The sequence below is a fragment of the Microbacterium sp. PRC9 genome (assembly GCF_031844125.1).
Taxonomy (GTDB): domain Bacteria; phylum Actinomycetota; class Actinomycetes; order Actinomycetales; family Microbacteriaceae; genus Microbacterium.
This window is the reverse complement of record NZ_JAUZUR010000003.1, coordinates 149,211-170,277: the sequence shown is the minus strand read 5'-3', so window position 1 is coordinate 170,277 and position 21,067 is coordinate 149,211. Positions and strand designations below refer to the sequence as shown.

Below are 21,067 nucleotides of genomic sequence, written 5' to 3'. Positions count from 1 at the left end.
ACGTCGGAAGCTGCCCAATCGACGGGTGCACCGGGCCGGGCACCGATAGTCAGCGCGTTGCCGAGCGTGACCGCGAGGGCGCCGATCGCGAGATCCGACCCCGACGCCCATCATCCTCTTGCCCTACCTGCGGAGTCCAGCATCCGGGCGCGGTCGATACGTGTCGCGTGCCACCGTCTACCGCGAATTGCAGCGTCGCTGCGTGGCATTCCTCGCCACGTGCGAAGCGCATATCTGAACCCGCGTCGTCGCGGCCACCCGCCGCTGCGGCGGCCGGCGGCGGCGGTCAGTCCCCCCGCAACAGGGCTACGGATCGGGTCGGGCCGCGAGTCCCCTAGGCCGCCACGTACTCCTGCCGGACCGCGCCCCGCGTGGCTATCTCGATGCGCGCACGTCGCTCAGTCGGTATGCGACGCCGGGTAGACGTGTACATCCACTCGGTCTGCGAGGTAATGGAACCGGATGATGCTTCCGGCGGGGAGCGGTTCGGAGTTCTCGGCGACCGATTCGGAAAAGAGCGCCATGTCAGCGAACAGATCCACTCCGGGCGGCACGCAGTTGGCGCCGTCGACATAGGCCGGAGGCGTGACCAGCATGAAGCAGTTGTAGCCCTGCTCATTCTCGAAGAACCAGGGTTCGATTCCCCGGTAGCTCTCGTAGCCGCGGATCGTCGTGGCGTCGGGTTGCGCGTCGAGGAAGTGGATCATCGAGAGCGCGGCGTTGCTCGCCTCGTCCGCGGTAGGACGGAGGGTGGCATCCGGATGCGCACCGACGAGCCAGCCCACCGCATACCCGACGGCGAGGACGGTGGCGAGGGCAGCCGCGACGATCGTCGCGCGGCCGCCGCGTGTCGCGGCGGCACCCCTCCATCCCGAATGCGGCGGAATCTCGGATGCCGCGATGTCGGGTGAGATGTCGCCTCTGGGCCCTGCGCCCTCGGCGTGCCCTCCCGTCGCGGACGGCTCGACGACGGGCTCGCCGCCGGGCGAGGCTCCGGGCATATCGAGCTCGTCGTCTGCGGGCTTCGGTGGCCTCGGGAGGTGCGTCGCTTCCAGTTCCCACAGCCGCGCAAGCGCGGCGGGGTCCGTCTGGATGTCGGCATCAGGGCCGTACGCTCTCGCGCGGAGTTCGGCGAGTTCGCGCTCAGCATCCGATGGGACCGAGGAGGTGTCCATCAGTCGGTCCCCGGCATCAGGTGGACATAGGCGTCTACGGTGTCGCCACGGTGGATGAACCGGATGAGCCCTTCGCCGGGCAGCCCGTCGTAGTCGTCGCCGAACGACGCGATGTCGATGAAGAGCTCCGCAGGGTGAGGCGCACATCGCAGGTCGGAGAGGGTGTCGTTGGCCCGGTTCACCGAGAGGATGCACGGAGAGCCGAACCCATCTGTCCCGGACCAGATCTCCAGACCGAGGAAGGACCCGTAGCTGCGGAGTGTCGAGTCGGCGATGTGAGCCCGCGAGGCCTCGCGGGCCACCAGACCGCGAACCAGATCGTCAGGCTCAGCTGCCGTCACATGCAGAGTCTCGTCGGGACGCGGTGTCGTCGAGAGTACGACCGTCAGGGCGATTGCGCTCCCGACGACTACCAGCGCGCCTGCCGCCCACGCCAGCCGACTCCATCGCGTCGCGATCATTCGCTGCCACAGCGACCGCCAGCTGCGTGCAGGCGGCGGCGTCGCAGACGCAGGACCGGCCGGCGTCCGCGATTCGGGTTCCGGACCGTTCGTTGCACTCGCGCGCGGTTCACTCAACTCGCGGTCGGCATCCGAGCGGTGCGAGGACCCGTCCACGGGTGCAACGTACACCCGCAGCAGCGGCCGATCCATGGCGCAGCCGCGCCGACCACCGCTCGACCCCCGCCGTCGTCGCACGCAGCAGGATTGGAGGCGGTCGACTTCTCGCCGCGCGACTCAGTGGATCGTCTCGCCCTGCGCGAGCATGGCGACGTACTGAGCGACGCGGGCCGCACGGGTCTCCGGGCGCTTCAGGCTACTCACGCGGAAGGCCATCGCGAAGCGGTTCTGCGCGGACTGCGCGGCGAACGCGGCGGCGATCGCCGGGTCGGCGTCGAGTGCCGCCTGGAGGTCGGGCGGGACCTCACCGTCGCGCTGACGATAGGCGGCGTCCCATCGCCCGTCCGCCTTCGCACGTTCGATCTCGCGGTGGCCGGCGGGCCGCATCCGGCCCTCCTCGATCAGGCGGGCGACGTGCTCGATGTTGACCTTCGACCACACCCCGCGCGGCCGGCGCGGCGTGAAGACCTGCAGGAAGTAGTCGGCATCCAACGACTGCTTCTGCCCGTCGATCCAGCCGAAGCACAATGCGGCGTCCAACGCCTCGGCATAGGTGATGCCCGGCTTGCTCGACGCCACCTTGCGGACGCGCAGCCTCACTCCGTCGGGATCAGGACCGGACTCCAGCCAACGCTCCCATTCCTCGACGGTGTTCACGTGCAACTCGGGCTTGGCAGAGGCGGCGACCATTCTCGAACGGTAGACCCTGGCGCCGACAGGTTCCCCATTGGGGCACGACCCGCATGCGAATCCTCACGCGTCGCGCGCGCACCGGAACCCGATGTGCGACATCCCCGTGTCCTCGGACTGCGGCGAACGCGCTGCCGGCCGGAACCGCAGACAGTACTCCGGCGAGCACAGGAACGACCCGCCCTTCAACACGCGGCGTGCGGTCGCCGGGAACGCCTCGTCGGCGCTCGCCCGCGCCAGAAGATTCCGCCGCTTCTGCGGATCGACCGGACGATCCGACAGCCTCACGTGCCTGGGCGTGTAATAGTCGCTCGTCCACTCCCAGACGTTCCCGATCATGTCGAACAACCCGTATCCGTTCGCCGGATACGAACCAACCTCTGCCGTCCCCCCGACCCCCTGGTTGTCATACGGGAACCGGCCCAGCCACGAATTCGCCTGCGGCACCCCGCCAGGGTACGGATCCGCACCCCACGCGAACCGTTCGCCATCCGCCCCGCCGCGGGCCGCGAACTCATGCTCCGCTTCCGTCGGCAGCCGCGACCCCGCCCACGCGGCGTACGCGGTCGCGTCCTCGAACGCGACGTGAACGACAGGATGCTGCATCCGATCGTCGATCGATGATCCGGGTCCGAACGGGCGCCGCCAGAACGCGCCCGGCTGCCACCGCCACCACTTCCGCCAGTCACCCAGTTCCACCGGACCCGCCGTCGGGGTGAACACCATCGACCCCGGGACGAGGTCGGCGGGATCCGCACCCGGAAAGCCCGCAGCATCCAACTCCCGCTCCGCGACGGTCACATACCCGGTGGCATCGACGAACACGGAGAACATCTCGTTCGTCACCTCGTACCGATCGATCCGGAACGGCTCCACGGTGCGCTCATGCACCGGCCGCTCATCCGGATAGAACTCCTCCGAACCCATCCGGAACGTGCCACCCTCGATCAACACCATCCGCTGCGTGTCCACTGCCACAGCCCCACCGTACCCATCGCACCCGACCAGGTCGCCGCCCGCGTCGCGCCTGCGCAGTCGAGGGATGGGGCCTGAGCATCGACAGTCTTGCTGGGCCGGGGCGACGCACGCAGTGCATTGGCCGCCAAGCCTCTGCGGCGTGGATGCAGGCGAGCGTGAGTGTCAGCGACGACCGATCGAACGCACGATCGCGCCCAGCACCACCACCGCGCCCGCAGCTGCGGCGATCACCAGGCCGGGACGCTCGCGATAGGTCTGCTTCAGCTTGTCCGTCCACTCCGCTGCGACCGTCTTGGTCTGGGCGGCAAGGCTGTCGAAATCGACGTTGTCGGCCGCATCCTTGATACTCGCGGTTGCGGCCTTCGCGGCATCGACGGCGGCATCAGCGGCTTTTCCGGCCGCGGCCCTCGCCTCGGACGCAGCGCTCTTGGCTCCATCGACGACGTCCCCGACCTTCTCGCTCACCGTGTCTGCGAGGTCGCTCACGGTTCCTGCGACATCGCTCTTCGCGGCCTGCGCGCCGGCCGAGACCTCGTCAGCGATCTGCTCCGCCGTGGCGCCGAACGATTCAGCGCCGTCGGCGGCCGACATGCGCACTCGCTCGGCGGCGTCTCGCGCCGCCTGTGTGGCTTCGGAGTTTCCCTGGGTGTCGGTCATTCTCGTCTCCCTTCGTCGTGCGATCGCGCAATCGTATGCGCGCCACCCGTGACTGAGCATGAAATCGGGGTGGGGTTGCCAGGGACGCGGACGAATGCTACGACCCTGGGTTCATCCGGGGCGGGAGAGCTCGCGCTCAGGTGATGCGGTAGTCGGCCAGATCGGCGGAACGCCGAGTTGGCGGGCGATGTACCAGATGAGGTTGAAGAGCGCGATGGTGCCCGTTGTGCCGGCGGCGATGATGGTGCCGAGGTCGGCGACGAGGATGGACCAGGCGAGCCAGAGCACTTGGTTGAGCACGGCCAGGATCAGGAACAGCGCGGACACTCCGCCGACGTGCGGTGCGCGGATGAGGGCGACGCTCTGGCCGGCGTTCGCGATCACCGCCGGGATGAGGGCGACGGCACCGTAGGCGCCCGAGCCGAAGATCTGGTCGATGCCGATCATGATCGCGCCCAGCACGAGGCCGGGGAGCAGGGTGAGGAGGAAGTTCCGGTGGAGGTGCCGTGACAGCAGGTAGAGGATCGGGATGGTCGAGGCGAGGGAGAGGGCGCTGGCGACGATCTGGGGCGCTTGGCCGATCGTGATGCCGTGGGCGGTCCACCCGATGCCGACGGCGAGGAACGCTTGCCACGCCGGCAGTGAAAGTCCCTCGACGTTTCGCGTCCGCGCGAGCCGGATGAGTTGTGGCAGGCCGAGCAGGATGGCGGTGAGGGTGCCCGCCCATCCGAGGTAGTCCGCCATCGTCATGACTGTCTCGTTCGGATCGCGGTCAGGCGTTCTTGTGGTCGCGCCAGGCGAGCCAGTCGGTCACGACGGTGAGGTCGTAGTCGGGGCCGGAGAGCCCGATCGTGAACAATGTCGTCCCCATCTGGTGGAGCTCGTCGGCGTCTTGGAAGGATCGGTGGGCGATGGAGTCGAGAACGCCGGCGGAGATCTCGATCTCCGAGGTGTCGCGGCCGATGGCGCTGCCGTGGTCGGCGAGGACCGCGAGTTTGCGTTCCAGGGTGGGGATGTCGCTGTAGCTGTGCCAGATGTCGGCGTGGGCTGCGACGATGCGCAGCGTCTTCTTCTCCCCGGCTCCGCCGATGAGGATGGGGATCCTGCGGGTGGGCGGCGGGTTGAGCTTCCCCCAGCGTTCCTCGATGACGGGGAGGTTCTCGGCGAGGGCGTCCAGACGCTGTCCGACGGTGCCGAACGCGTATCCGTACTCGTCGTAGTCGCGCTCGAACCAGCCCGACCCGGTCCCGAAGATGAACCGGCCTCGCCCTGTCCCGTGGGCGCTGATCCGGTCGATGGTCCTCGCCATGTCGGCCTGCAGGTTCGCGTTGCGATAGCTGTTGCAGTTCACCAGGGCGCCCAGTTCGATTCGGCGGGTCTGCTCGGCCAATGCGGCGAGCATCGTCCACGACTCGAAGTGCTCACCGTCGGGGTCACCGTTGAGCGGGAAGAAGTGGTCCCAGTTGAAGAGGATGTCTACGCCGAGTTCCTCCAGCTCGGCCGCCCTGTCGCGGATCGTCTCATATGTCGCGTGCTGCGGCTGCAGCTGCACCGCAATGCGCACCGGTCGGTTGGTCATACGGTCTCCCCGGATTCTCTCCGCGTCTTCTCCACGTCGGTCTGGTGCGGAGGCTTCCGGCGTGAGGTGGACGAGGCCCAACCGCCCAGCAGCTGGAGCGCGTCATGGTCAGGTGAGCCCGGTTCCGCGGTGAGCACCGTCAGCTGCACCCCTGATTCGCCCACCAGGTCCAGCCCGTTGAAATGGAGAGTCAGGTCGCCGACCGCATGGTGGTGGAAACGCTTCACTCCGGACTGGTGCTCCCACACGTCATGGCGGCCCCACAGAGTCCGGAAGTGATCGCTGCGTGTCGACAGCTCTCCGACGAGGTCGTGCAGCGGTTTGCTGTGCGGGTCGCGTCCGGCCTCGGTGCGCAGCTGCGCGACGTTGATGCCAGCGATCGCCTCCCAGTCCGGGTAGAACCGACGGGCGACAGGTTCCAGGAAGATGAACCGAGCGAAGTTCGGCGGCGTGCTGGTCGCCGTTGCGAGCATCTCGTCCATGAGCGCGCCGCCGAGGGGGTTCCAGGCCAGCAGATCCGTGCGGCCGTTGCCGACCATCGCCACGGCGGACTGCATCGAGTCGAGGAACCACTGGATGCTCGGCGACGGCCGCCATACCGGCGCCGGCTTCCGGGCCCGGCGGGCGCCGGTCGTCGTCCCTGCGGCTTGGTGCGCGAGCCGGTGCAGGTACTCGCGCTCGGCATCGTCCATCCGCAGCGCCCTGGCGACGCCGTCCAGCACCGCCTCGGACGCGCCGGCGATCTGCCCCCGCTCCAGACGGGCGTAATACTCGACACTCACCCCTGCCAGCGCGGCCGCCTCACCCCGACGCAGCCCCGGCACACGACGATCGGCACCCCGCGCAAAGCCCACATCTTCGGGCTCCACCCGGGCTCGCCGCGACATCAGGAAGTCGCGCACCTCGGAACGGTTGTCCATGCACACAGGCTAGGTCGACCAGCCACCGCACTGGGATGCCCTGCCAGGGCACGTCAGACCAGGGACTCCCGCCCGCGTCCGGCAAGCCGTTGGCTGGGCACCATGCCCCAGCTCTCACTGCTCCGACTTGCGCCCCAACGCGTTCTCAACAGCGTCGTCGCCGCACTCCTGCTCCTCACGATGCCTACCCTTGCCCCTGCCGGCGCTGTCCCTCCGCCGCAGGCATCCGTCGCACTCGACGACTCCGCCACCGCCGCGCAGATCGCCGCCCTCCTTCCCCTCACCGTGACATTCCACGACCGGATGGGCACCGCCGTGCTCGCGCAGCTTCCCACGCCCCTCCCGACCGACCACGCCGCGCCGATGAACGAGTACCGCGCCGGCGACGTCGCCTACGTCACCGCCGAGCAGAGCATCGTCGTCTTCCTCACCGACGGGTCCGCGGTCCCCGACCACGGCCTCACCCTCCTCGGCCACCTCACCACTGGACTGGACGAGCTCGTCGACTGCGGGCGCGACTGCACCGTTGAACTGACGCTCGGTTCCAGGACCTGACACCGGCGCGAACCGACAACGCTCACGTGCACCTCCCTGACGACGCGGCCAGCACCGGCCCACGCGCATCTGACGGCGTGGGCTCTGTCACGCCACGGACCTTGACGGGTGCGCGGCGACTGGGAGGATGACGTGATGGTCGATCAGCAGAGGATTTGGGACGACGATGTCGCCCAGAACTATGACACTCCTGGCGAAGGCATGTTCAGCGACGACGTGCTGGGGCCGACGGTAGAGGTGCTGTCAGAGCTGGCCGGAGATGGCCGGGCAGTCGAGTTCGCGATCGGCACAGGCCGGGTCGCGATTCCGCTGGCCGAGGCAGGGGTGGCGGTGACCGGCATCGAGCTGTCGACCGCGATGCTCGCCCGGTTGCGGGAGAAGGTCGCACCTGATGATCTCCCGGTGGTGCAGGGCGACATGACGACAGCGAGCGCGGGTGACGGCTACGCGCTCGCGTATCTTGTGTTCAACACCATCTCGAACCTGCTCACCCAGGACGAGCAGGTCGAGTGCTTCCGCAACGCCGCCCGGCACCTGCGTCCCGAGGGGCGGTTCGTGATCGAACTGTGGGTGCCCCAGCTGCGCGCACTCGTGCCGGGGCACGGTGGCACTCTCGAGGTGAGCGAGCCCGGCTATCTCCTCGTCGACACGTACGACACTCTGCAACAGCTGGTCGTCTCGCATCACGTGTCCTTCGACGCGCAGATCACCGGCAGTCGCGAAGCGCGGATCGGGAGGTCCCCGCACCGTTACATCTGGCCGAGCGAGCTGGACCTCATGGCGCGCCTCGCAGGGTTCGAGCTCGAGTCCCGATGGGCGGACTGGGACCGCAGCGCGTTCACCGCGGCATCCAACAGTCACGTATCGGTCTATCGCCTGATGCGGGACGCCTGAGGGGCCGGCGTTCGTGTCGCGTCTCGATCGCCTCGCCAGACCTGAGCAGGGGATCGGCTGAGCGCCCTCCGCGACGTAGGTCCGCGGCGACAGGACGTCCCTCAGGATCGGTACGCAGTCGTGCCGGCCGGCATCTCGAGGAGCGAGAGCTCGAACCCCTGCTCGACCAGCTCGAACTTCACGCCGATCCCGAGGCTGACCCCACTACTGCGGCAGGGCACGCGGGAGTAGCTTCGCGATAGCCGGTTCCTGCGTGTGAGGCGGGTGTCAGATGTTCCTGGTGATCGTATGCGGGGCGCTGCTGATCACGGGGGTGGTGCTCGCGATCCTGTGGAATGGCGAGCGGCTCACCGTGCCGCACTTTCCCGGGGCGGATGCACCCACACGACGTCATCGCGCCGGCTTGCGCTACTACGTGTGGTGGGTGTCGGTCTTCCTGGTCGCGGCCACGGCCTCGAGCATCCTCGTGACCGGTGCGGGCGGGCGGCTGGTGATGCGTCTGCTGGCTGTCACCTCACCGCGAGCCAGGGGGCGGCTCACGGAAGCGGGGGAGCTCGTCGGGTTCATCACGCTGGAGGGGACGCTCGGCTATCTTCTCTTCGGCGCGATACCGTTCGCGTTCGCATCGGCGCTGCTGTATCTCCTCGTGGAACCGTGGCTTCCCCCGGGACGACTGCGCGGCCCGGGTTTCGGTGTCCTGCTGCTCGTGACCGTATCGCCCTTCATCGATCCTCTGCGCTCCGACAACATCGACTTCGACATCGTCGGGCCTGGATGGCTCGCGGTGCTCCTCTTCGCCGGGCTCGCCGTGCTGCAGGGCGCGTTCCTCGCGGCAGTCGCGGGGCGATTGAGCCGCAGCCTTCCACTCATGTCGCGACGCAACTGGCCGGCGACGACCGTCCCACTGCTCCCGGCTGTCGTGCTGTGGCCGCTCGGAGTCCTGCTCGCTCTTGCCGGACTCGTCGCGCTGGCATTCCCCCGCCTGCTGCCGGCGTTGCTCGCAGCCCGCGCGTCGAGGATGGGGGTCCTGATCGGACGGATCCTGCTCGCGGTGGCATCACTCGCGGCGCTTCCCGCCTTCATCGCTTCACTGGTCTCGATCTGGGCCCGCTGACCTCCGCGAACCACGACGAGCGGGGGCGATGGCCATCCTGATCATGCCCGCATCTCCACGGCGATCGCTCTTCGGCGCCGGCCCCTCTCGAGCGAATCGACATGGACAGCGAGGGCGGACGTGGAGCCCGCCCTCGCTGTGGATCAGCCGGCGGTGACCGCGATCTCGTTCGGCGCGACGTCGAGGGTCGTCGACGCCACGATCTCGCCGGTCGTGACGTCGACGGCGTGGATCGCGTCCGCGGCCGGCTCGGTCACATAGGCGATGTCGCCGAGGACGACGATCGCCGGGTGCGGGTCCTGCCACTGGGCGGGGCCCTCCCATGCCTCGATCACGGGGAACGCGTCGGTGATCTCGCCGGTGGCGGGGTCGAAGACGTGGATGGATCCGTCGCTCGCGAGGATGTAGGCGAGGTCCTCGGGCCCGCGGGCGATGTCGCGGAACGTGTACTCCACGCCCTCGGGCAGGTCGACGACTTCGAGGGTGCCGGCCTCGGTGTCGATGACGGTGACCGCTCCGAGGAGGTAGCCCTCGGCATCCGGGTCGTTCTTGTAGTCGCCGACGACGAGCGGGCTCGTCTCGCTGACGTACGCGTTGCCCATGCGGCCATAGGGCTGGTCGGGGGCGTCGAGCTTGAGGATCTCGCCGTCGCGGTAGAGGAGTGCGCCGTTCTCGCAGCCGAAGACGACGGCCTCGTCGGCGGCGGTCCCTTCGCCGTGCACGCCGGGGCAGGCGTCGCTCGTGGCGATCACTGCGCCGGAGGCATCGCGCGCCGAGACGCCGGTGCGGCCGTCGGCGCCACCCACGGTCGTGAGGAAGGTGCCGTCTTCGAGGACGACCGAGACGCCGTGGTGCGCCTCGACGCCGGGCACCGTCTCGGTGGCGGGCAGCTCGTCGTCGGCCGAGAGCAGTGCGTCGGTGTCGAAGACGGTCGTGTCGCTCGTGCCGTCGGCGTAGAGGATCGTCTTGCCGCCGTGGCGGACCACGTGGCCCGGGGTGTCGGCCGCGAAGATCAGATCGGTGAGCTCCGGCTCGTCGGTGCTCCCCGCCGCGGTGTCGAGCACCTGGAAGCCTTCGCTCATCGTGACCAGCACGTGGCGGCCGTCGCCGGCGGGGTTGAGGCGGGTGAACTCCTCGGAGGCGAGGTCGGCCACCGGTTCGAGGGTCTCGCCGTCAAGCACGAGGATGCCGCCCTCGTACGAGAGCGCGATCCGGGGCCCTGCCGCGGTGGCCGTCGGCGTCTCGGCTCCGCCGTCGACGGGTGCCGCAGGGGCGGATGAACAGGCCGCGAGGGTCGCGACGGCACCGGCGGCGACGGCGATCAGGCCGGCGCGGCGCAGCGTGCGTGTGCGCATGGGTGTTCCTCTTTCTTGGGGGTGGGGCTCATCGCGTGAGCCCGGTGGCGATGCGCTGCGTGTTCTCGCGCATCATGGTCAGGTAGTCCTCCGCGCCGCCGCCTGAGGCGGTGAGCGACTCGGTGTACAGCTCGACGACCTCCACGTGCGTATCGGTCTCCGCCGCGAGGGCCTGCATCAGCCGGTCCGGCGAGGACGACTCGGCGAACACCGCCGGCACGTCGTTCTCTTCGATCGCGGTCACCAGGCCGGCGAGGTCGGCCGCACTCGGCGCGGCCAGTGTCGTACCGCCGGGGATCGCGGCGCCCACGATGCGGAATCCGAAGCGCTCGGCGAGATAGCCGAAGACATGGTGGTTGGTGACCAGTGCCCGGCGCTCCGCGGGAACCGTCTCGAACGCCGTCGTCATGTCGTCCTCGAGCGCTGCGAGCTCGGCGAGGTAGGCGTCGACGTGCGCGTCTATGCCGCCTGCATCCACCCCCGACAGGGCGGACAAGCGCGGAGCGAGCGCTTCGACGACATCGATCATGCGGCCCGGGTCGGTCCAGAAGTGCGGGTCGGGTGTGCCGGCGGCATCGCCCGAGGCGTATTCGAGCACTGCGATGGCTTCGCCCGCGACGAAGCTGTCGACTCCTTCGGCGACGGCGGCGTCGATGTGCTGCTGCAACCCTTCCTCGAGGCCCAGACCGTTCGACACCAGCAGGTCGGCGGTGCGCAGGCGCGCGGCATCCTGTGCGGAGATCTCGAAGGAATGCGGATCGGCGTCCGGCCGCATCAGCGTCATCACCTCGACGTCGTCGCCCACGAGCCGGTCCACGACGTCGCCGAGGATGTTCGTCGACACCACGACGAGCGGGCGTTCATCGTCCGCCGGCGCGCACCCCGCGAGGACGGATGCTGCGAGCCCGGCTGTCAGCAGCGCGGTGAGCGCTGCGGGCACCCGCCGGCTCATCGACCGGTCTCCGCGAACAGGGCGGGTTCCGTCGGTGTCGCGAAGGTCCGCGAGATGCGGGCGGCGTCGGCGAAGTCGATCTCGTAGACGACCTGCTCCGCCGGCCCGTTGAGGTAGGCGCGGGCCTGGTCGGCGATGAGCGTCGGGCTGCCGGCATCCGTCGCGAGCGAGTCCGCGACCAGCGGCCCGGTCTGCGACAGCAACACCCCCGTCTTCCCGTCGATCACCAGCACCCGCCCGTCCACAGCGAGCGCGAGCACGTGCTGGGCCTCGTCGTCGACGGCCGTCGCCTGCACGATCGGTCGGTCGACCGCAAGCAGCGTCCAGGTGCGCTCGCGAGTGTCGAGCAGCCAGATGCCCTGGTCTCCTGCCGGACCGGCGACCGTGGGCCGGCCGTCCCGTCCCGCGAACGCCGTCGCCGGCGGAGTCGTCGTGCCCGCGGGGTACGGGATCCGCTCGAGCTCCACGCCGCCGTCGACGAGGGTCGCGAGGAGCGCGCCGTCGGCGCATCCGATGACCGTACCGACACGGGTCGTGACAGTGCCCCGCGCATCGGCGCAGTCGGCGGTGGCGCCGGGCTGCGGCATCCCATCCTCGTCCAGCACCGAGACGGATGCCGCCACCCCGGCCTGCGGCTGTGTCACCAGCGCGTACCCGCCGATCGGCACGACCAAGCCGTCGTGGGGGTCGACCTCCAGGCGGAATCGCTCGACGAGTTCGCCTCTCGACATCGCCGCGGTGTCGAGGAGCACCGCTTCGCCGCTCTCGGCGAAGAAGACCCCGGTACCGCCGGTGGTCGAGGACGAGGTCGTCGCCACGGTCGCAGGCCCGCGGCCCGGCACCTCGCCCAGCATCTTCGGTGCGGCGAGATAGTAGTGGAAGTGGTCGACGTGATCCCACGTCCACCGGCCGCTGTCGACGATCGAGAGCCCGTCGCCACCGTCGGCGAAGACGTAGCGGCCGTCGCTGCTCGCGCGAGATGCCACCGGTACCTCGCCGAGCTCCGCGACCGACTCGTCGAGCAGGTCGAGCTGGCGCACGGTGCCGCCCGGGTCGATCGTCACCACGGCGAGCGGAGGCTCGCTCATCTCGGTTGCACGGGCCACGGCGCCATGGCCGGTGGATTCGCGACTCGCAGCGGGCGCGTCCGCCTCGGCACGCGCGCAGCCGGTGAGCGTGAGCATGGCAAGCGTGAGCATGGCGGTCAACGGGGCAGATCTGTGGGGCACGGGGGCTTTCGTTCCTTCGTCGGATGGGGGGTGGATGCTGCGGCGCCGACCTCTCGGTCAGGCCAAGGCGCCGCGCGTGGTGAGTGTGTGCACACGAGCGGCGTGCGCGGCCCACGAGGCCGCCGCGAGGAGCACAGCGGTGAGGGCGATGGAGGCGCCGGCGGCGGTTCCCGCGTGCCACGACAGCAGCAGGCCGAGAACGACGGCGGCGATGCCGAACGCGCACGCGAGGGCCATGGTGGACGGCAGGCGGCGAGTCCAGTGGCCGGCGGCGACTGCCGGCGCGATGAGGAGACCCACCACCAGGAGCGAGCCCACGGCCTGATACGACGCGACCACCGCGAGTGTGACAAGGCCGACCAGCGCGGCCTGTGCGATCTTCGGCCGGAGCCCGAGCACCGCCGCCACTCTGCGGTCGATCGCGAGCGCCACGAGGGAGCGGTGCGCCACCGCGGCGACCGCGAGGCCGATACCCGTCGCCCAGGCGAGCACGACCAGATCTTCGGTCGAGATCGCGAGGATGTCGCCGAAGAGGATGGCCGTGGCATCCGTCGCGAAGCTTCCCGAGTGCGAGATGACGATCACGCCGGCCGCGAGCATGGCCACGAAGAGCATGCCGATGCTGGTGTCGTACGAGAGTCGCCCGCGTCGCTGCAGCGCACCGATGCCGAGACTCATCGCCACTGCGCTGACGCCCGCGCCCAGCAGCACGGGCACACCGAACAGGGTCGCCAGAGCGACGCCCGGGAGCATTCCGTGGCCGAGAGCCTCGCCCACGGAATGCCATGCCGCGAGCGACGACCCAGGTGCCGACGACACCGCACAGCACGGCCACGAGGCCGCCGCCGAGGAGGGCGCGCTGCACGAACTCCAGGGTGAACGGATCGGTCATGAAGGTCACGAGCGACGACCGTAGCGTTAATGAGAACGATTCTCAAAAGCAGTTATGCTGAGCTCGTGCCCTTCCGAACGACGTCCGCAGCGCTGTCTCTGCGCGCGGTCTTCGTGGACCATGCCGGGACGCCGGCACTGCGTGACGTCGACTTCGACGCGGCTGGGGGCACCCTCACCGTGATCGCCGGGCCGAACGGCGCCGGCAAGTCGACGCTGCTCGAGGTGCTCGCGGGAACGATCGCACCGCGTGCAGGCAGCGTCGCGATTCGCGCGGCGTCACGGGCCTTCGTGCCTCAACGCGCGGCGATCTCGCCGACCCTGCCGCTCACCGTGCGCGATGTCGTCACTGTGGGAGCGTGGGGGCGGGTCGGCGCGTGGCGCCGGCTGGATCGCGCGGCACGAGAGGCGGTCGATGCCGCCCTCGATCGCCTCGACCTCACCACCCTCCAGCGGGCGCCATTCCCGGCGCTGTCGGGAGGACAGCAGCAGCGGGCCCTCCTCGCGCAGGGGTTGGCGCGCCGAGCCGACGCCCTCCTGCTCGACGAACCCACGACCGCGCTCGACCTGGACAGCGCGAGACGGATCCTCGGTGCGATGAGATCGGAGGCGGATCGCGGCGTCGCCGTGGTGTGCGTCAGTCACGATCAAGCGGTGATCGATGCTGCGGACGTCGTGGTTCGCCTCGACGCGGGCATCAGGTCACCGAGATGAGGGACCTCTGCCAGCCCGATGACCCGTTCGGCGCGATCGGTGCCACCTCTTCGCGCTGCAGTTCGCCGTTCTTGTTCGTCGCCCGCACCGAGACGTAGTGAGTGCCGGGTGCGGCATCCCATTCCAGGAACCACTGCACCCACGTGTCGGTGTTGATCGGAGTCGAGAGTGTCGCGGGCTGCCAGGCGCCGTCGTCGATGCGCACTTCGACGCCTTGGATGCCGACGGACTGCGCCCATGCGACGCCGGCGATCGGGATGCGGCCCGCCGCGACCGGCTTGCCGATCTTCGGGGTGTCGATCCTCGACGAGAACTTGATCGGCGCCTCCGCGCTGTAGCCGCGGGGCGTCCAGTAGGCCTCGTCCTGCGCGAACGTGGTGACCTTCAGCTCGGTCAGCCACTTGGTGGCCGAGACATAGCCGTAGAGACCGGGCACCACCATCCGGACGGGGAATCCGTGCTCGAGTGGCAGCGGCTCGCCGTTCATCGCGACGGCGAGGATCGCGTCGATCCCGTCATCGGTGAGGGCGGACAGCGGGGTGCTGGCCGTATAGCCGTCGACGCTGCGAGAGAGCACCATGTCGGCGCCGGATCGCGGCCCGGCGAGGCGGAGGACGTCGCGCACCGGCACGCCCAGCCACATGGCGTTTCCGACGAGCTCGCCGCCGACCACGTTGGACACACAGGTCAGCGTGATCGCGTACTCGTCCAGCCCCATCGCGAGCAGCTCCTCGAAGCCGAGCTCGACACGTCGGTCGACCATGCCGTCGACCACCAGCCGCCAGCTGTCGGGATTCACGGTGGGCACGGTGAGGGCCGTGTCGACCCGGTAGAAGTCCCCATTGGGCGTGAACAGGGGCGTGAGGCCGGGGATGTCGAACTCCGCGCCCGCAGGCACCGTCACGGTCGATCGTGCCGCGGGGAGGCGCAAGGCACGCCGAACCGCCTCCACGGACGAGGTGGCCATGCTCACGGCTCTCGCCGTCACGCCGATGATCACCGCGGACGCACCGGCGACACCGGCGATGACGAAGAACCGGCGCCGATCCACACCCGAGCGACTCGTGCTCGCCTGCTCATCAGGCTCCGGCGGAACGATCGCACTCTGCCATCCTCGAAGGTGCCGGCAGAGCACGACCAGCACGATCGAACCCGCGACCGCTCCGATCACCGGCGGCAGGAACGCGAGCGGGGTGGCGCCGGCCCGTGTCACGATCGCCGCGACCGAGAGCGCCCCGGCGAGACCGAGCGCGACGACGCCGAGGGGCGGCCTCGCGAATTGCAGCACCCCCGCGATCGCGGAGGCGATCACCACCGCGAGCCCGAGTCCTGCCAGCAGGGCGACCTTGTCGAACTCGCCGAACGTGGAGATGGCGAGTTCCTTCAGCGGTTGCGGCACGACGTCGATCACGAACGATCCGACGGCCAGGATCGGACTGGCATCGTGCGCCACCAAGAGGGCGAGCACCTCGGCAGCAGCGAGGAACACCGCTGCGCTGACCACGCCTGCGAGTGCGGCGAGCGCGAAGAACCTGCGCGGGCGACGTACGGTCACCGTGCACCCCCCAATCCACGAGCCGAGTGCTCGACGGTTGTTCGGAGCGCCGCTCCGATCGGATCTGAGGCGCCGGTTCCGCGGGGCGCCGGCTCGTCCGAGCGGAGGGACCTGTGGCGACGGCCCGCCCGAAGGGACGGGGCGGAGGCGAGTCGGGCTCCGCTGCGGCGCAGGGGACCCTCTTCACCGCGACCGGCAGCTCGGATCAGACCTGACATCGCGCAGCGGGGCCTCGCGACGAGATCTTCACGTCTGAAAGCGGGCCGACCGTCGCACGGTCTCTGCGTGGCGATCAGTCGTCGTCGTCCTCCCGCTGCTCTTCCCTGAGCCGCTTCTCCTCCTCTTGGGCCTGCTTGCGCTGCTCCCGCTCAGCCTGCTTACGCTCCTCCTCGGTCACGCCCGAGTCTTCGCCGCCCCCGGTCCCGGTGTTCACCTCGGCGGGCGGGGAGTCGGACGGGTCGGGCGCTGCCGGGGTCGTCACCACAGGCGCCGGCGCGGGCTCCGGCTGATTGAGCGCCGCGATCCCGGCGACCGCTCCGACGAGGACGGCAACGGCCGCAAGCGCGCCCGCAAGTGTGGCCATGAGGCGCTTGCGTCGGGCCTTGTTTCCGGCTGCGTCCGGCGCGAGGGCTGCCGCTTCTGCTCGCCCGGACGAGGCAGCGATGACGCCCCCGGCTGGAGCGATCAGCGTCGGCGCCGTGAACGGAACGGTGGCCCCGGTCGTCGCGGCGAACGACCCGGCGGCAGGAGTGTGCTGCGCGAGGCTGCCGGTCGCAGCCGCGACCTCGGCGGCGGTCGGTCGCTGCGAAGGATCGGGGTGCAGCATCCGTGTCAGCAGTTCGATCCACGGCTCATCCAGAGAGGCGGGGATCTCGGGCCGGCTCTCGAGGCGAGCCACCGCGGCTGCCATGCCGCCACCCTGCGGGTGCACCCGCTCGCCCGTGAGCGCCTCGAGGAACACCAGACCCAGCGAGTAGATGTCGGCCGCGGGTGTGGGCGGGTCACCGCGGAGCTGCTCGGGGGCCAAGTAGGCCACCGTTCCGATCACCAGCCCCGGCGAGGTGATCCTCGACGTGTCGAGCAGGTAGGCGATGCCGAAGTCGGCGAGCTTCGCGCGCGGGCGCGCGCCCGGGATCTGCGGCGGGCTCAGGAGCACGTTGGAGGGTTTGATGTCGCGGTGCACGACGCCGGCCTTGTGGACGACGTGCAGGGCCTCGGCGAGCTCGGCCCCGAGGTGACCCACGATGTGCGGTGGCAGCGGCCCGCCCGAGGCCAGTCGAGCACCGAGGGTCGGGCCGTCGACGAACTCCATGGCGAGGTACTCGGGCTGACCGGGCACGAGGCTGGCATCGAAGAGTGTGACGAGCGACGGGTGGTTCAGCGAAGCGAGCACCGTCATCTCGCTGCGCGCGCGCTCCGACGAAGCGCCGTCTATTCCTGGCCGGATGAGCTTGATCGCCACCGTGCGGCCCAGCAGAACGTCCTCCGCGCGGTAGACGCGGGCCATGCCGCCTTCGCCCACGAGGTCGCCGAGTCGATAGCGGCCGTCGATCAGCGGCGCCGTGTCGTCGGCGTTCGCTTCTGCCATCGGTTCCTCCTCGCCGCGGACCGAGCCCGCGACAGCCCCTTCGACGCTACCCGCTGCGCAGGTACCGCGCCGTGCCCTTGACGGTTCCGCGCAGCCGTGGGAGATGACGACGGCGGCGCTCGAGGGCGCGGTCGACGCAGGCACCTCTGGCCGCTGGGGTGTGACCGCGGTAGAACGGGTTCATGGGATCCCCGCTCGTGTTGGGGCCGATGCTGCGCTATGTCGATGAGACGTCGGCCGCTATCTGGGTGGAGACGCGAGCCGAATGTCTGGTGAGTGTCCATGCCGAGGGGCGATCGTGGCAGGCCCGCAGCTTCGCCGTGCACGGCCACCATTACGCGCTCGTTGAAGTCGACCGGCTCGAGCCCGGCAGCGTCTCACCGTACGAGATCGAGATCGACGGGGTCTCGGTCTGGCCGGAGCCAGGCTCTGAGTATCCGGCATCAGTGATCGCCACGCGTGCGCCCGGGCAACGGTCGCGGATCGCCTACGGATCGTGCCGTACCAGCGTCCCGCACGACCGGTCAGGCAACCGAACCCACGGCGTCGACTCGCTGCGCGCCTTTGCGCTTGCGGTGGCCGACGGCCGCGTGGACCGACCGGACATGCTGCTCTTCCTCGGCGACCAGGTGTACGCCGACTCCACCACGAAGGAGATGCAGGCATTCATCCGCAGCCGCCGCGACATCCATGAGGAACCAGGCAAGGAGCTCAAAGACTTCGAAGAATACGCCCACCTGTACCAACTGGCCTGGTCGGACGATGCGAATCGGTGGCTGCTCTCCTGCGTGCCGAGCGCGATGATCTTCGATGACCACGACATCCGCGATGACTGGAACGCCTCGCTCGATTGGAAGCGGAAGATGCAAGCCACCACCTGGTGGCACGAGCGCATCGTCGCCGGCTTGGCGTCGTACTGGGTGTACCAGCACCTCGGCAACTTGTCCCCCCGGGAACGTGCCGCTGACCAGATGTGGCAGCAGGTCATCGGGCGGCGCCACGACGCCCCTTCTCCCGACCTGAGCACTGCGCTGGACGAGTTCGCTGACCGGTGCGACAAGGACCCCGACAGCTATCGCTGGAGTTACTCCCGGGACTTCGATGGAACGCGGCTGATCGTCCTGGATTCACGCGTCTCGAGAGACCTCACTCCGTCGGCTCGGGGACTGCTCAACGGTCAAGAGCTGGCGTGGTTCGACCGTCAGATGCGGGGCGGATTCCGCCACGTTCTGGTCGCCACCTCGCTCCCGATCCTTCTGCCGCTGGGTTTGCACCATGTCGAGGCATGGGATGAGGCGATCGCACAGGGCGCTTGGGGTCGACCGGCCGCGTGGGTCGGGGAACGGCTGAGGCAGGCATTCGACCTGGAGCACTGGGCGGCGTTCCAGAACAGCTTCCAGGCGGTTGCGGGGATTGCGACGGAGCTCGCGGACGGCACCCGCGGCCCGTCGCCGCTGACGGTGACCTTCCTCTCCGGCGACGTGCACTACTCGTACCTGGCGGAGGTAGAGCGCCAGGACGGCAGTCGCATCTTGCAGGCAGTCTGCTCACCGGTTCGAAATCCGTTGCCCCGCTTCCTGCGTTGGTTCTCGGTGGCGATGTCGTACGGCGCAGCGACGCCGCTGGGCGCTGCAGCCGCGCATTCCGCAAAGGTTCCCGACCCGCCCTTCCGCTGGAGGACGGTAGAGGGTCCGTGGTTCGACAACAACCTCGCGCTGCTGCAGGACGGACCCGATGGACTCACGATGACATGGCACACCGGGGTGGTCGAGGACGGGGACGAACGGCATCCTCGTCTCGAGGAGGTGGCAGCCATCACGGTGCCCGCGAAGAGGGACTCCAGAGCTTCGTCCTGAGCGGCTGCGGACGGGTTCGGCTCCGGCGTGCGTGGGGCTCGAACTCGTCGACCCTCCGCGAGAACCTCTGGCGAGCGCGGAAGAGTTGGCACTCACCCCTTGAGAGTGCCAACCCAGCTTCCTATCCTTGAAGTGACCACATTCCGGCGGGAGTGCTCGCGTTCGTACGTCCGGGGTTCTGGGAGTCCGTCCTGCGGGCAGTCGCACGGTGACGTGCGTGCTGCGGACGTGACAGGCGGGCGCTTTCTGCTGGGTGATCCAGATCGGAGGCGAACAATGTCAACTGAACCGAACCCTCGATTCGAGATGCGCAGGGTCTCCTCTATCAAATGGCTGATCGAGGACCTCTCTCTGCCCGAGAGCCACACTGAACGTGTGGTGGCACACGTCTATGAGGTTGACGACCTGGAATACGACGTCGTGTGGCTGCGCGACCTCGGGCTCGCGGAGCACTTCATGTGCCCCTCTGACGTCCTCGACGCGGTCATCGACAGGGTCACGGCCCCGCGACGGCCCGCTGCGCGGCGCCCGATTCCGATCCCGCACCGGCCGCCGGTCAGGGAGCGCATCCCCGCCTGAGGCAACCGCCGCCGCTCCGGTGGTGGGTGCCGCTGCCACCGAGCGGCGACGGTGGGGTGGACCGCCTCAGCCACCCTTCGCGAACGTCCGACGCGCTGTCAACCCCCGACCTCAGGCACGCGTGATCGGTGAGAGTGGAATCGTCCACATCACGGAGGTACCGACGAGATGGCCAGATCAGGCGCGATCGCAGCGAGCAGCCGGGACGACCACGACCATTCCCTTCGTGATCAGGCCGACGATCTCGAAGATGACCTGCGCGCCGAAATGATCAGGTCGGGCCTGATCGCGGACTGGTGATGTCCGACAGGGGCGATCGGCGGGCGGCCGCGCCCTTCGAGCTGTTCCGCATCTCCCCCTGCGCGCACCTCGCTGAGTCTGGATCGTCGTCACGGGAGCACGCGCCGTCTGGGGGTTCACGGCCCGCGATGTGCTGAGCCGCGGTCGTCACGTCCGGTCGCTGCGACCCCGCCGCGACGACTGTGCGGCCTCGAGCAGCTCGGGGCCGAGCGTCTCGGTCAGCCAGGCGCACCAGCTCGAGACGGTGCGCCAGTCGTCGGCGATGATGTCGTACGCGTCGGGCGTCCACATCCAATCGGCGGGAGGCTCGCGCCTGCCGACCGCGAGTCGTTTGAGCTGCAGCAGCTCAATGCGCGGGTGGTCGGCTCGGTAGCCGCGAGGCGCGGTCTTGAGGGCGTCGTCGCGGAGGAGCTCGAAGCCCGCGCCGCGCAGTTCCGCGAGCAGCGCGTCGAGATCCTCGGCGGTGCGCGGATCGTCGACGGCTTCGCGGAAGCGGGCCAGCGCCGCGGGCGGCACGTCATACACGCCGCCGCCCAGCATCAGGCCCTCCTCGCTCAGCTGCACATAGTGCGCCACTCGCGCCTGCGAGACCATGCCGATGTGCAGCTTGTAGGGCGTCTTGTCGGCGCTGAACCGGACGTCGCGGTACGGGCGGAAGATCTTCACCGCGCCGAACTCGGGCTCGAGTTCCGCACCGAGCTCTTCGAACGGCCCGCGAACGGCCGTGTCGTAGCGGGTTTTGTTGGCCGTCCACCACGTCTTCGTGTTGTCGGCGCGAAGCTCGGCGTAGAACGAGACGGCGTCGCGATCGAGTCCTTCGAATCCCACCCGCCGATCGTAACGAGCGGATGCCGAGGGCAATAGCC

The 21,067-nt window shown here is 69.3% G+C and carries 21 protein-coding genes; 6 read left to right on the top strand and 15 right to left on the bottom strand.

Features of this window, described 5'->3' with window-relative positions:
* Nucleotides 1–398 precede the first annotated feature (398 nt).
* The 8 genes from Q9R33_RS07725 to Q9R33_RS07690 form a co-directional block, all read right to left on the bottom strand.
* Nucleotides 399–1,175: a hypothetical protein gene (locus Q9R33_RS07725; protein ID WP_310244624.1), complete on the bottom strand. Its 777-nt coding sequence runs from the start codon at nt 1,173–1,175 to the stop codon at nt 399–401.
* The gene (locus Q9R33_RS07720) at nt 1,175–1,792 is read right to left on the bottom strand and encodes a hypothetical protein (RefSeq protein WP_311293376.1); all 618 of its coding nucleotides are present in this window, start codon (nt 1,790–1,792) and stop codon (nt 1,175–1,177) included. The genes Q9R33_RS07725 and Q9R33_RS07720 overlap by 1 nt, the downstream gene beginning before the upstream one ends.
* Nucleotides 1,793–1,912: 120 nt before the next feature.
* Nucleotides 1,913–2,485, bottom strand: a complete 573-nt coding sequence (locus Q9R33_RS07715; RefSeq protein WP_310244627.1) for a YdeI/OmpD-associated family protein — start codon at nt 2,483–2,485, stop codon at nt 1,913–1,915.
* A gap of 63 nt (nt 2,486–2,548) precedes the next feature.
* A complete protein-coding gene (locus tag Q9R33_RS07710) occupies nt 2,549–3,442 on the bottom strand; it encodes a formylglycine-generating enzyme family protein (protein ID WP_310244995.1) in 894 nt (297 codons plus the stop codon).
* Between the two features lie 183 nt (nt 3,443–3,625).
* Nucleotides 3,626–4,054, bottom strand: a complete 429-nt coding sequence (locus Q9R33_RS07705; RefSeq protein WP_311293375.1) for a hypothetical protein — start codon at nt 4,052–4,054, stop codon at nt 3,626–3,628.
* A 177-nt stretch (nt 4,055–4,231) separates the two neighbouring features.
* Complete coding sequence (locus tag Q9R33_RS07700) at nt 4,232–4,870, bottom strand: PQ-loop domain-containing transporter (RefSeq protein WP_311293374.1); 639 nt, start codon at nt 4,868–4,870, stop codon at nt 4,232–4,234.
* 22 nt (nt 4,871–4,892) lie between these two features.
* On the bottom strand, nt 4,893–5,699 hold the full coding sequence (locus tag Q9R33_RS07695; RefSeq protein ID WP_311293373.1) for an LLM class F420-dependent oxidoreductase: 807 nt from the start codon (nt 5,697–5,699) through the stop codon (nt 4,893–4,895).
* Entirely contained in the window at nt 5,696–6,619 is a 924-nt protein-coding gene (locus Q9R33_RS07690; RefSeq protein WP_311293372.1) for a helix-turn-helix transcriptional regulator, read from the bottom strand. Before Q9R33_RS07690 ends, Q9R33_RS07695 begins: the two co-directional genes overlap by 4 nt.
* Nucleotides 6,620–6,721: 102 nt before the next feature.
* On the opposite strand from Q9R33_RS07690, the gene Q9R33_RS07685 reads away from it, so the two are divergent.
* The 3 genes from Q9R33_RS07685 (at nt 6,722) to Q9R33_RS07675 (ending at nt 9,182) form a co-directional block, all read left to right on the top strand.
* The gene (locus Q9R33_RS07685; protein WP_311293371.1) at nt 6,722–7,174 is read left to right on the top strand and encodes a cyclophilin-like fold protein; all 453 of its coding nucleotides are present in this window, start codon (nt 6,722–6,724) and stop codon (nt 7,172–7,174) included.
* Between the two features lie 135 nt (nt 7,175–7,309).
* Nucleotides 7,310–8,068, top strand: a complete 759-nt coding sequence (locus Q9R33_RS07680; protein ID WP_056365050.1) for a class I SAM-dependent methyltransferase — start codon at nt 7,310–7,312, stop codon at nt 8,066–8,068.
* 271 nt (nt 8,069–8,339) lie between these two features.
* Nucleotides 8,340–9,182, top strand: a complete 843-nt coding sequence (locus Q9R33_RS07675) for a hypothetical protein (RefSeq protein WP_311293370.1) — start codon at nt 8,340–8,342, stop codon at nt 9,180–9,182.
* A gap of 143 nt (nt 9,183–9,325) precedes the next feature.
* Here the strand turns inward: Q9R33_RS07675 and aztD are convergent, their stop codons facing one another.
* From aztD to Q9R33_RS07655, 4 genes are all read right to left on the bottom strand, one after another.
* A complete protein-coding gene (gene aztD / locus Q9R33_RS07670) occupies nt 9,326–10,537 on the bottom strand; it encodes a zinc metallochaperone AztD (protein WP_311293369.1) in 1,212 nt (403 codons plus the stop codon).
* A 28-nt stretch (nt 10,538–10,565) separates the two neighbouring features.
* On the bottom strand, nt 10,566–11,489 hold the full coding sequence (gene aztC / locus Q9R33_RS07665) for a zinc ABC transporter substrate-binding protein AztC (RefSeq protein WP_396654074.1): 924 nt from the start codon (nt 11,487–11,489) through the stop codon (nt 10,566–10,568).
* Entirely contained in the window at nt 11,486–12,688 is a 1,203-nt protein-coding gene (locus tag Q9R33_RS07660; protein ID WP_311293367.1) for an ABC transporter, read from the bottom strand. The genes aztC and Q9R33_RS07660 overlap by 4 nt, the downstream gene beginning before the upstream one ends.
* Before the next feature lie 87 nt (nt 12,689–12,775).
* Complete coding sequence (locus Q9R33_RS07655; protein WP_311293366.1) at nt 12,776–13,495, bottom strand: metal ABC transporter permease; 720 nt, start codon at nt 13,493–13,495, stop codon at nt 12,776–12,778.
* A gap of 180 nt (nt 13,496–13,675) precedes the next feature.
* Here Q9R33_RS07655 and aztA point away from each other — a divergent pair, with 180 nt between their 5' ends.
* The gene (gene aztA, locus Q9R33_RS07650) at nt 13,676–14,323 is read left to right on the top strand and encodes a zinc ABC transporter ATP-binding protein AztA (protein WP_056365035.1); all 648 of its coding nucleotides are present in this window, start codon (nt 13,676–13,678) and stop codon (nt 14,321–14,323) included.
* Here aztA and Q9R33_RS07645 read toward each other — a convergent pair.
* Nucleotides 14,307–15,878 (bottom strand): molybdopterin-dependent oxidoreductase, encoded by a 1,572-nt coding sequence (locus Q9R33_RS07645; RefSeq protein WP_311293365.1) that lies wholly within the window; start codon nt 15,876–15,878, stop codon nt 14,307–14,309. The genes aztA and Q9R33_RS07645 overlap by 17 nt on opposite strands.
* Nucleotides 15,879–16,170: 292 nt before the next feature.
* A complete protein-coding gene (locus tag Q9R33_RS07640; protein WP_311293363.1) occupies nt 16,171–17,466 on the bottom strand; it encodes a protein kinase domain-containing protein in 1,296 nt (431 codons plus the stop codon).
* A gap of 182 nt (nt 17,467–17,648) precedes the next feature.
* Between Q9R33_RS07640 and Q9R33_RS07635 the strand changes: the two genes are divergently transcribed.
* On the top strand, nt 17,649–19,322 hold the full coding sequence (locus Q9R33_RS07635) for an alkaline phosphatase D family protein (RefSeq protein WP_311293361.1): 1,674 nt from the start codon (nt 17,649–17,651) through the stop codon (nt 19,320–19,322).
* Between the two features lie 276 nt (nt 19,323–19,598).
* Complete coding sequence (locus tag Q9R33_RS07630; protein ID WP_310244654.1) at nt 19,599–19,901, top strand: hypothetical protein; 303 nt, start codon at nt 19,599–19,601, stop codon at nt 19,899–19,901.
* Between the two features lie 447 nt (nt 19,902–20,348).
* Here Q9R33_RS07630 and Q9R33_RS07625 read toward each other — a convergent pair whose 3' ends face one another.
* The gene (locus Q9R33_RS07625; RefSeq protein ID WP_311293360.1) at nt 20,349–21,029 is read right to left on the bottom strand and encodes a DUF2461 domain-containing protein; all 681 of its coding nucleotides are present in this window, start codon (nt 21,027–21,029) and stop codon (nt 20,349–20,351) included.
* Nucleotides 21,030–21,067: the final 38 nt, after the last annotated feature.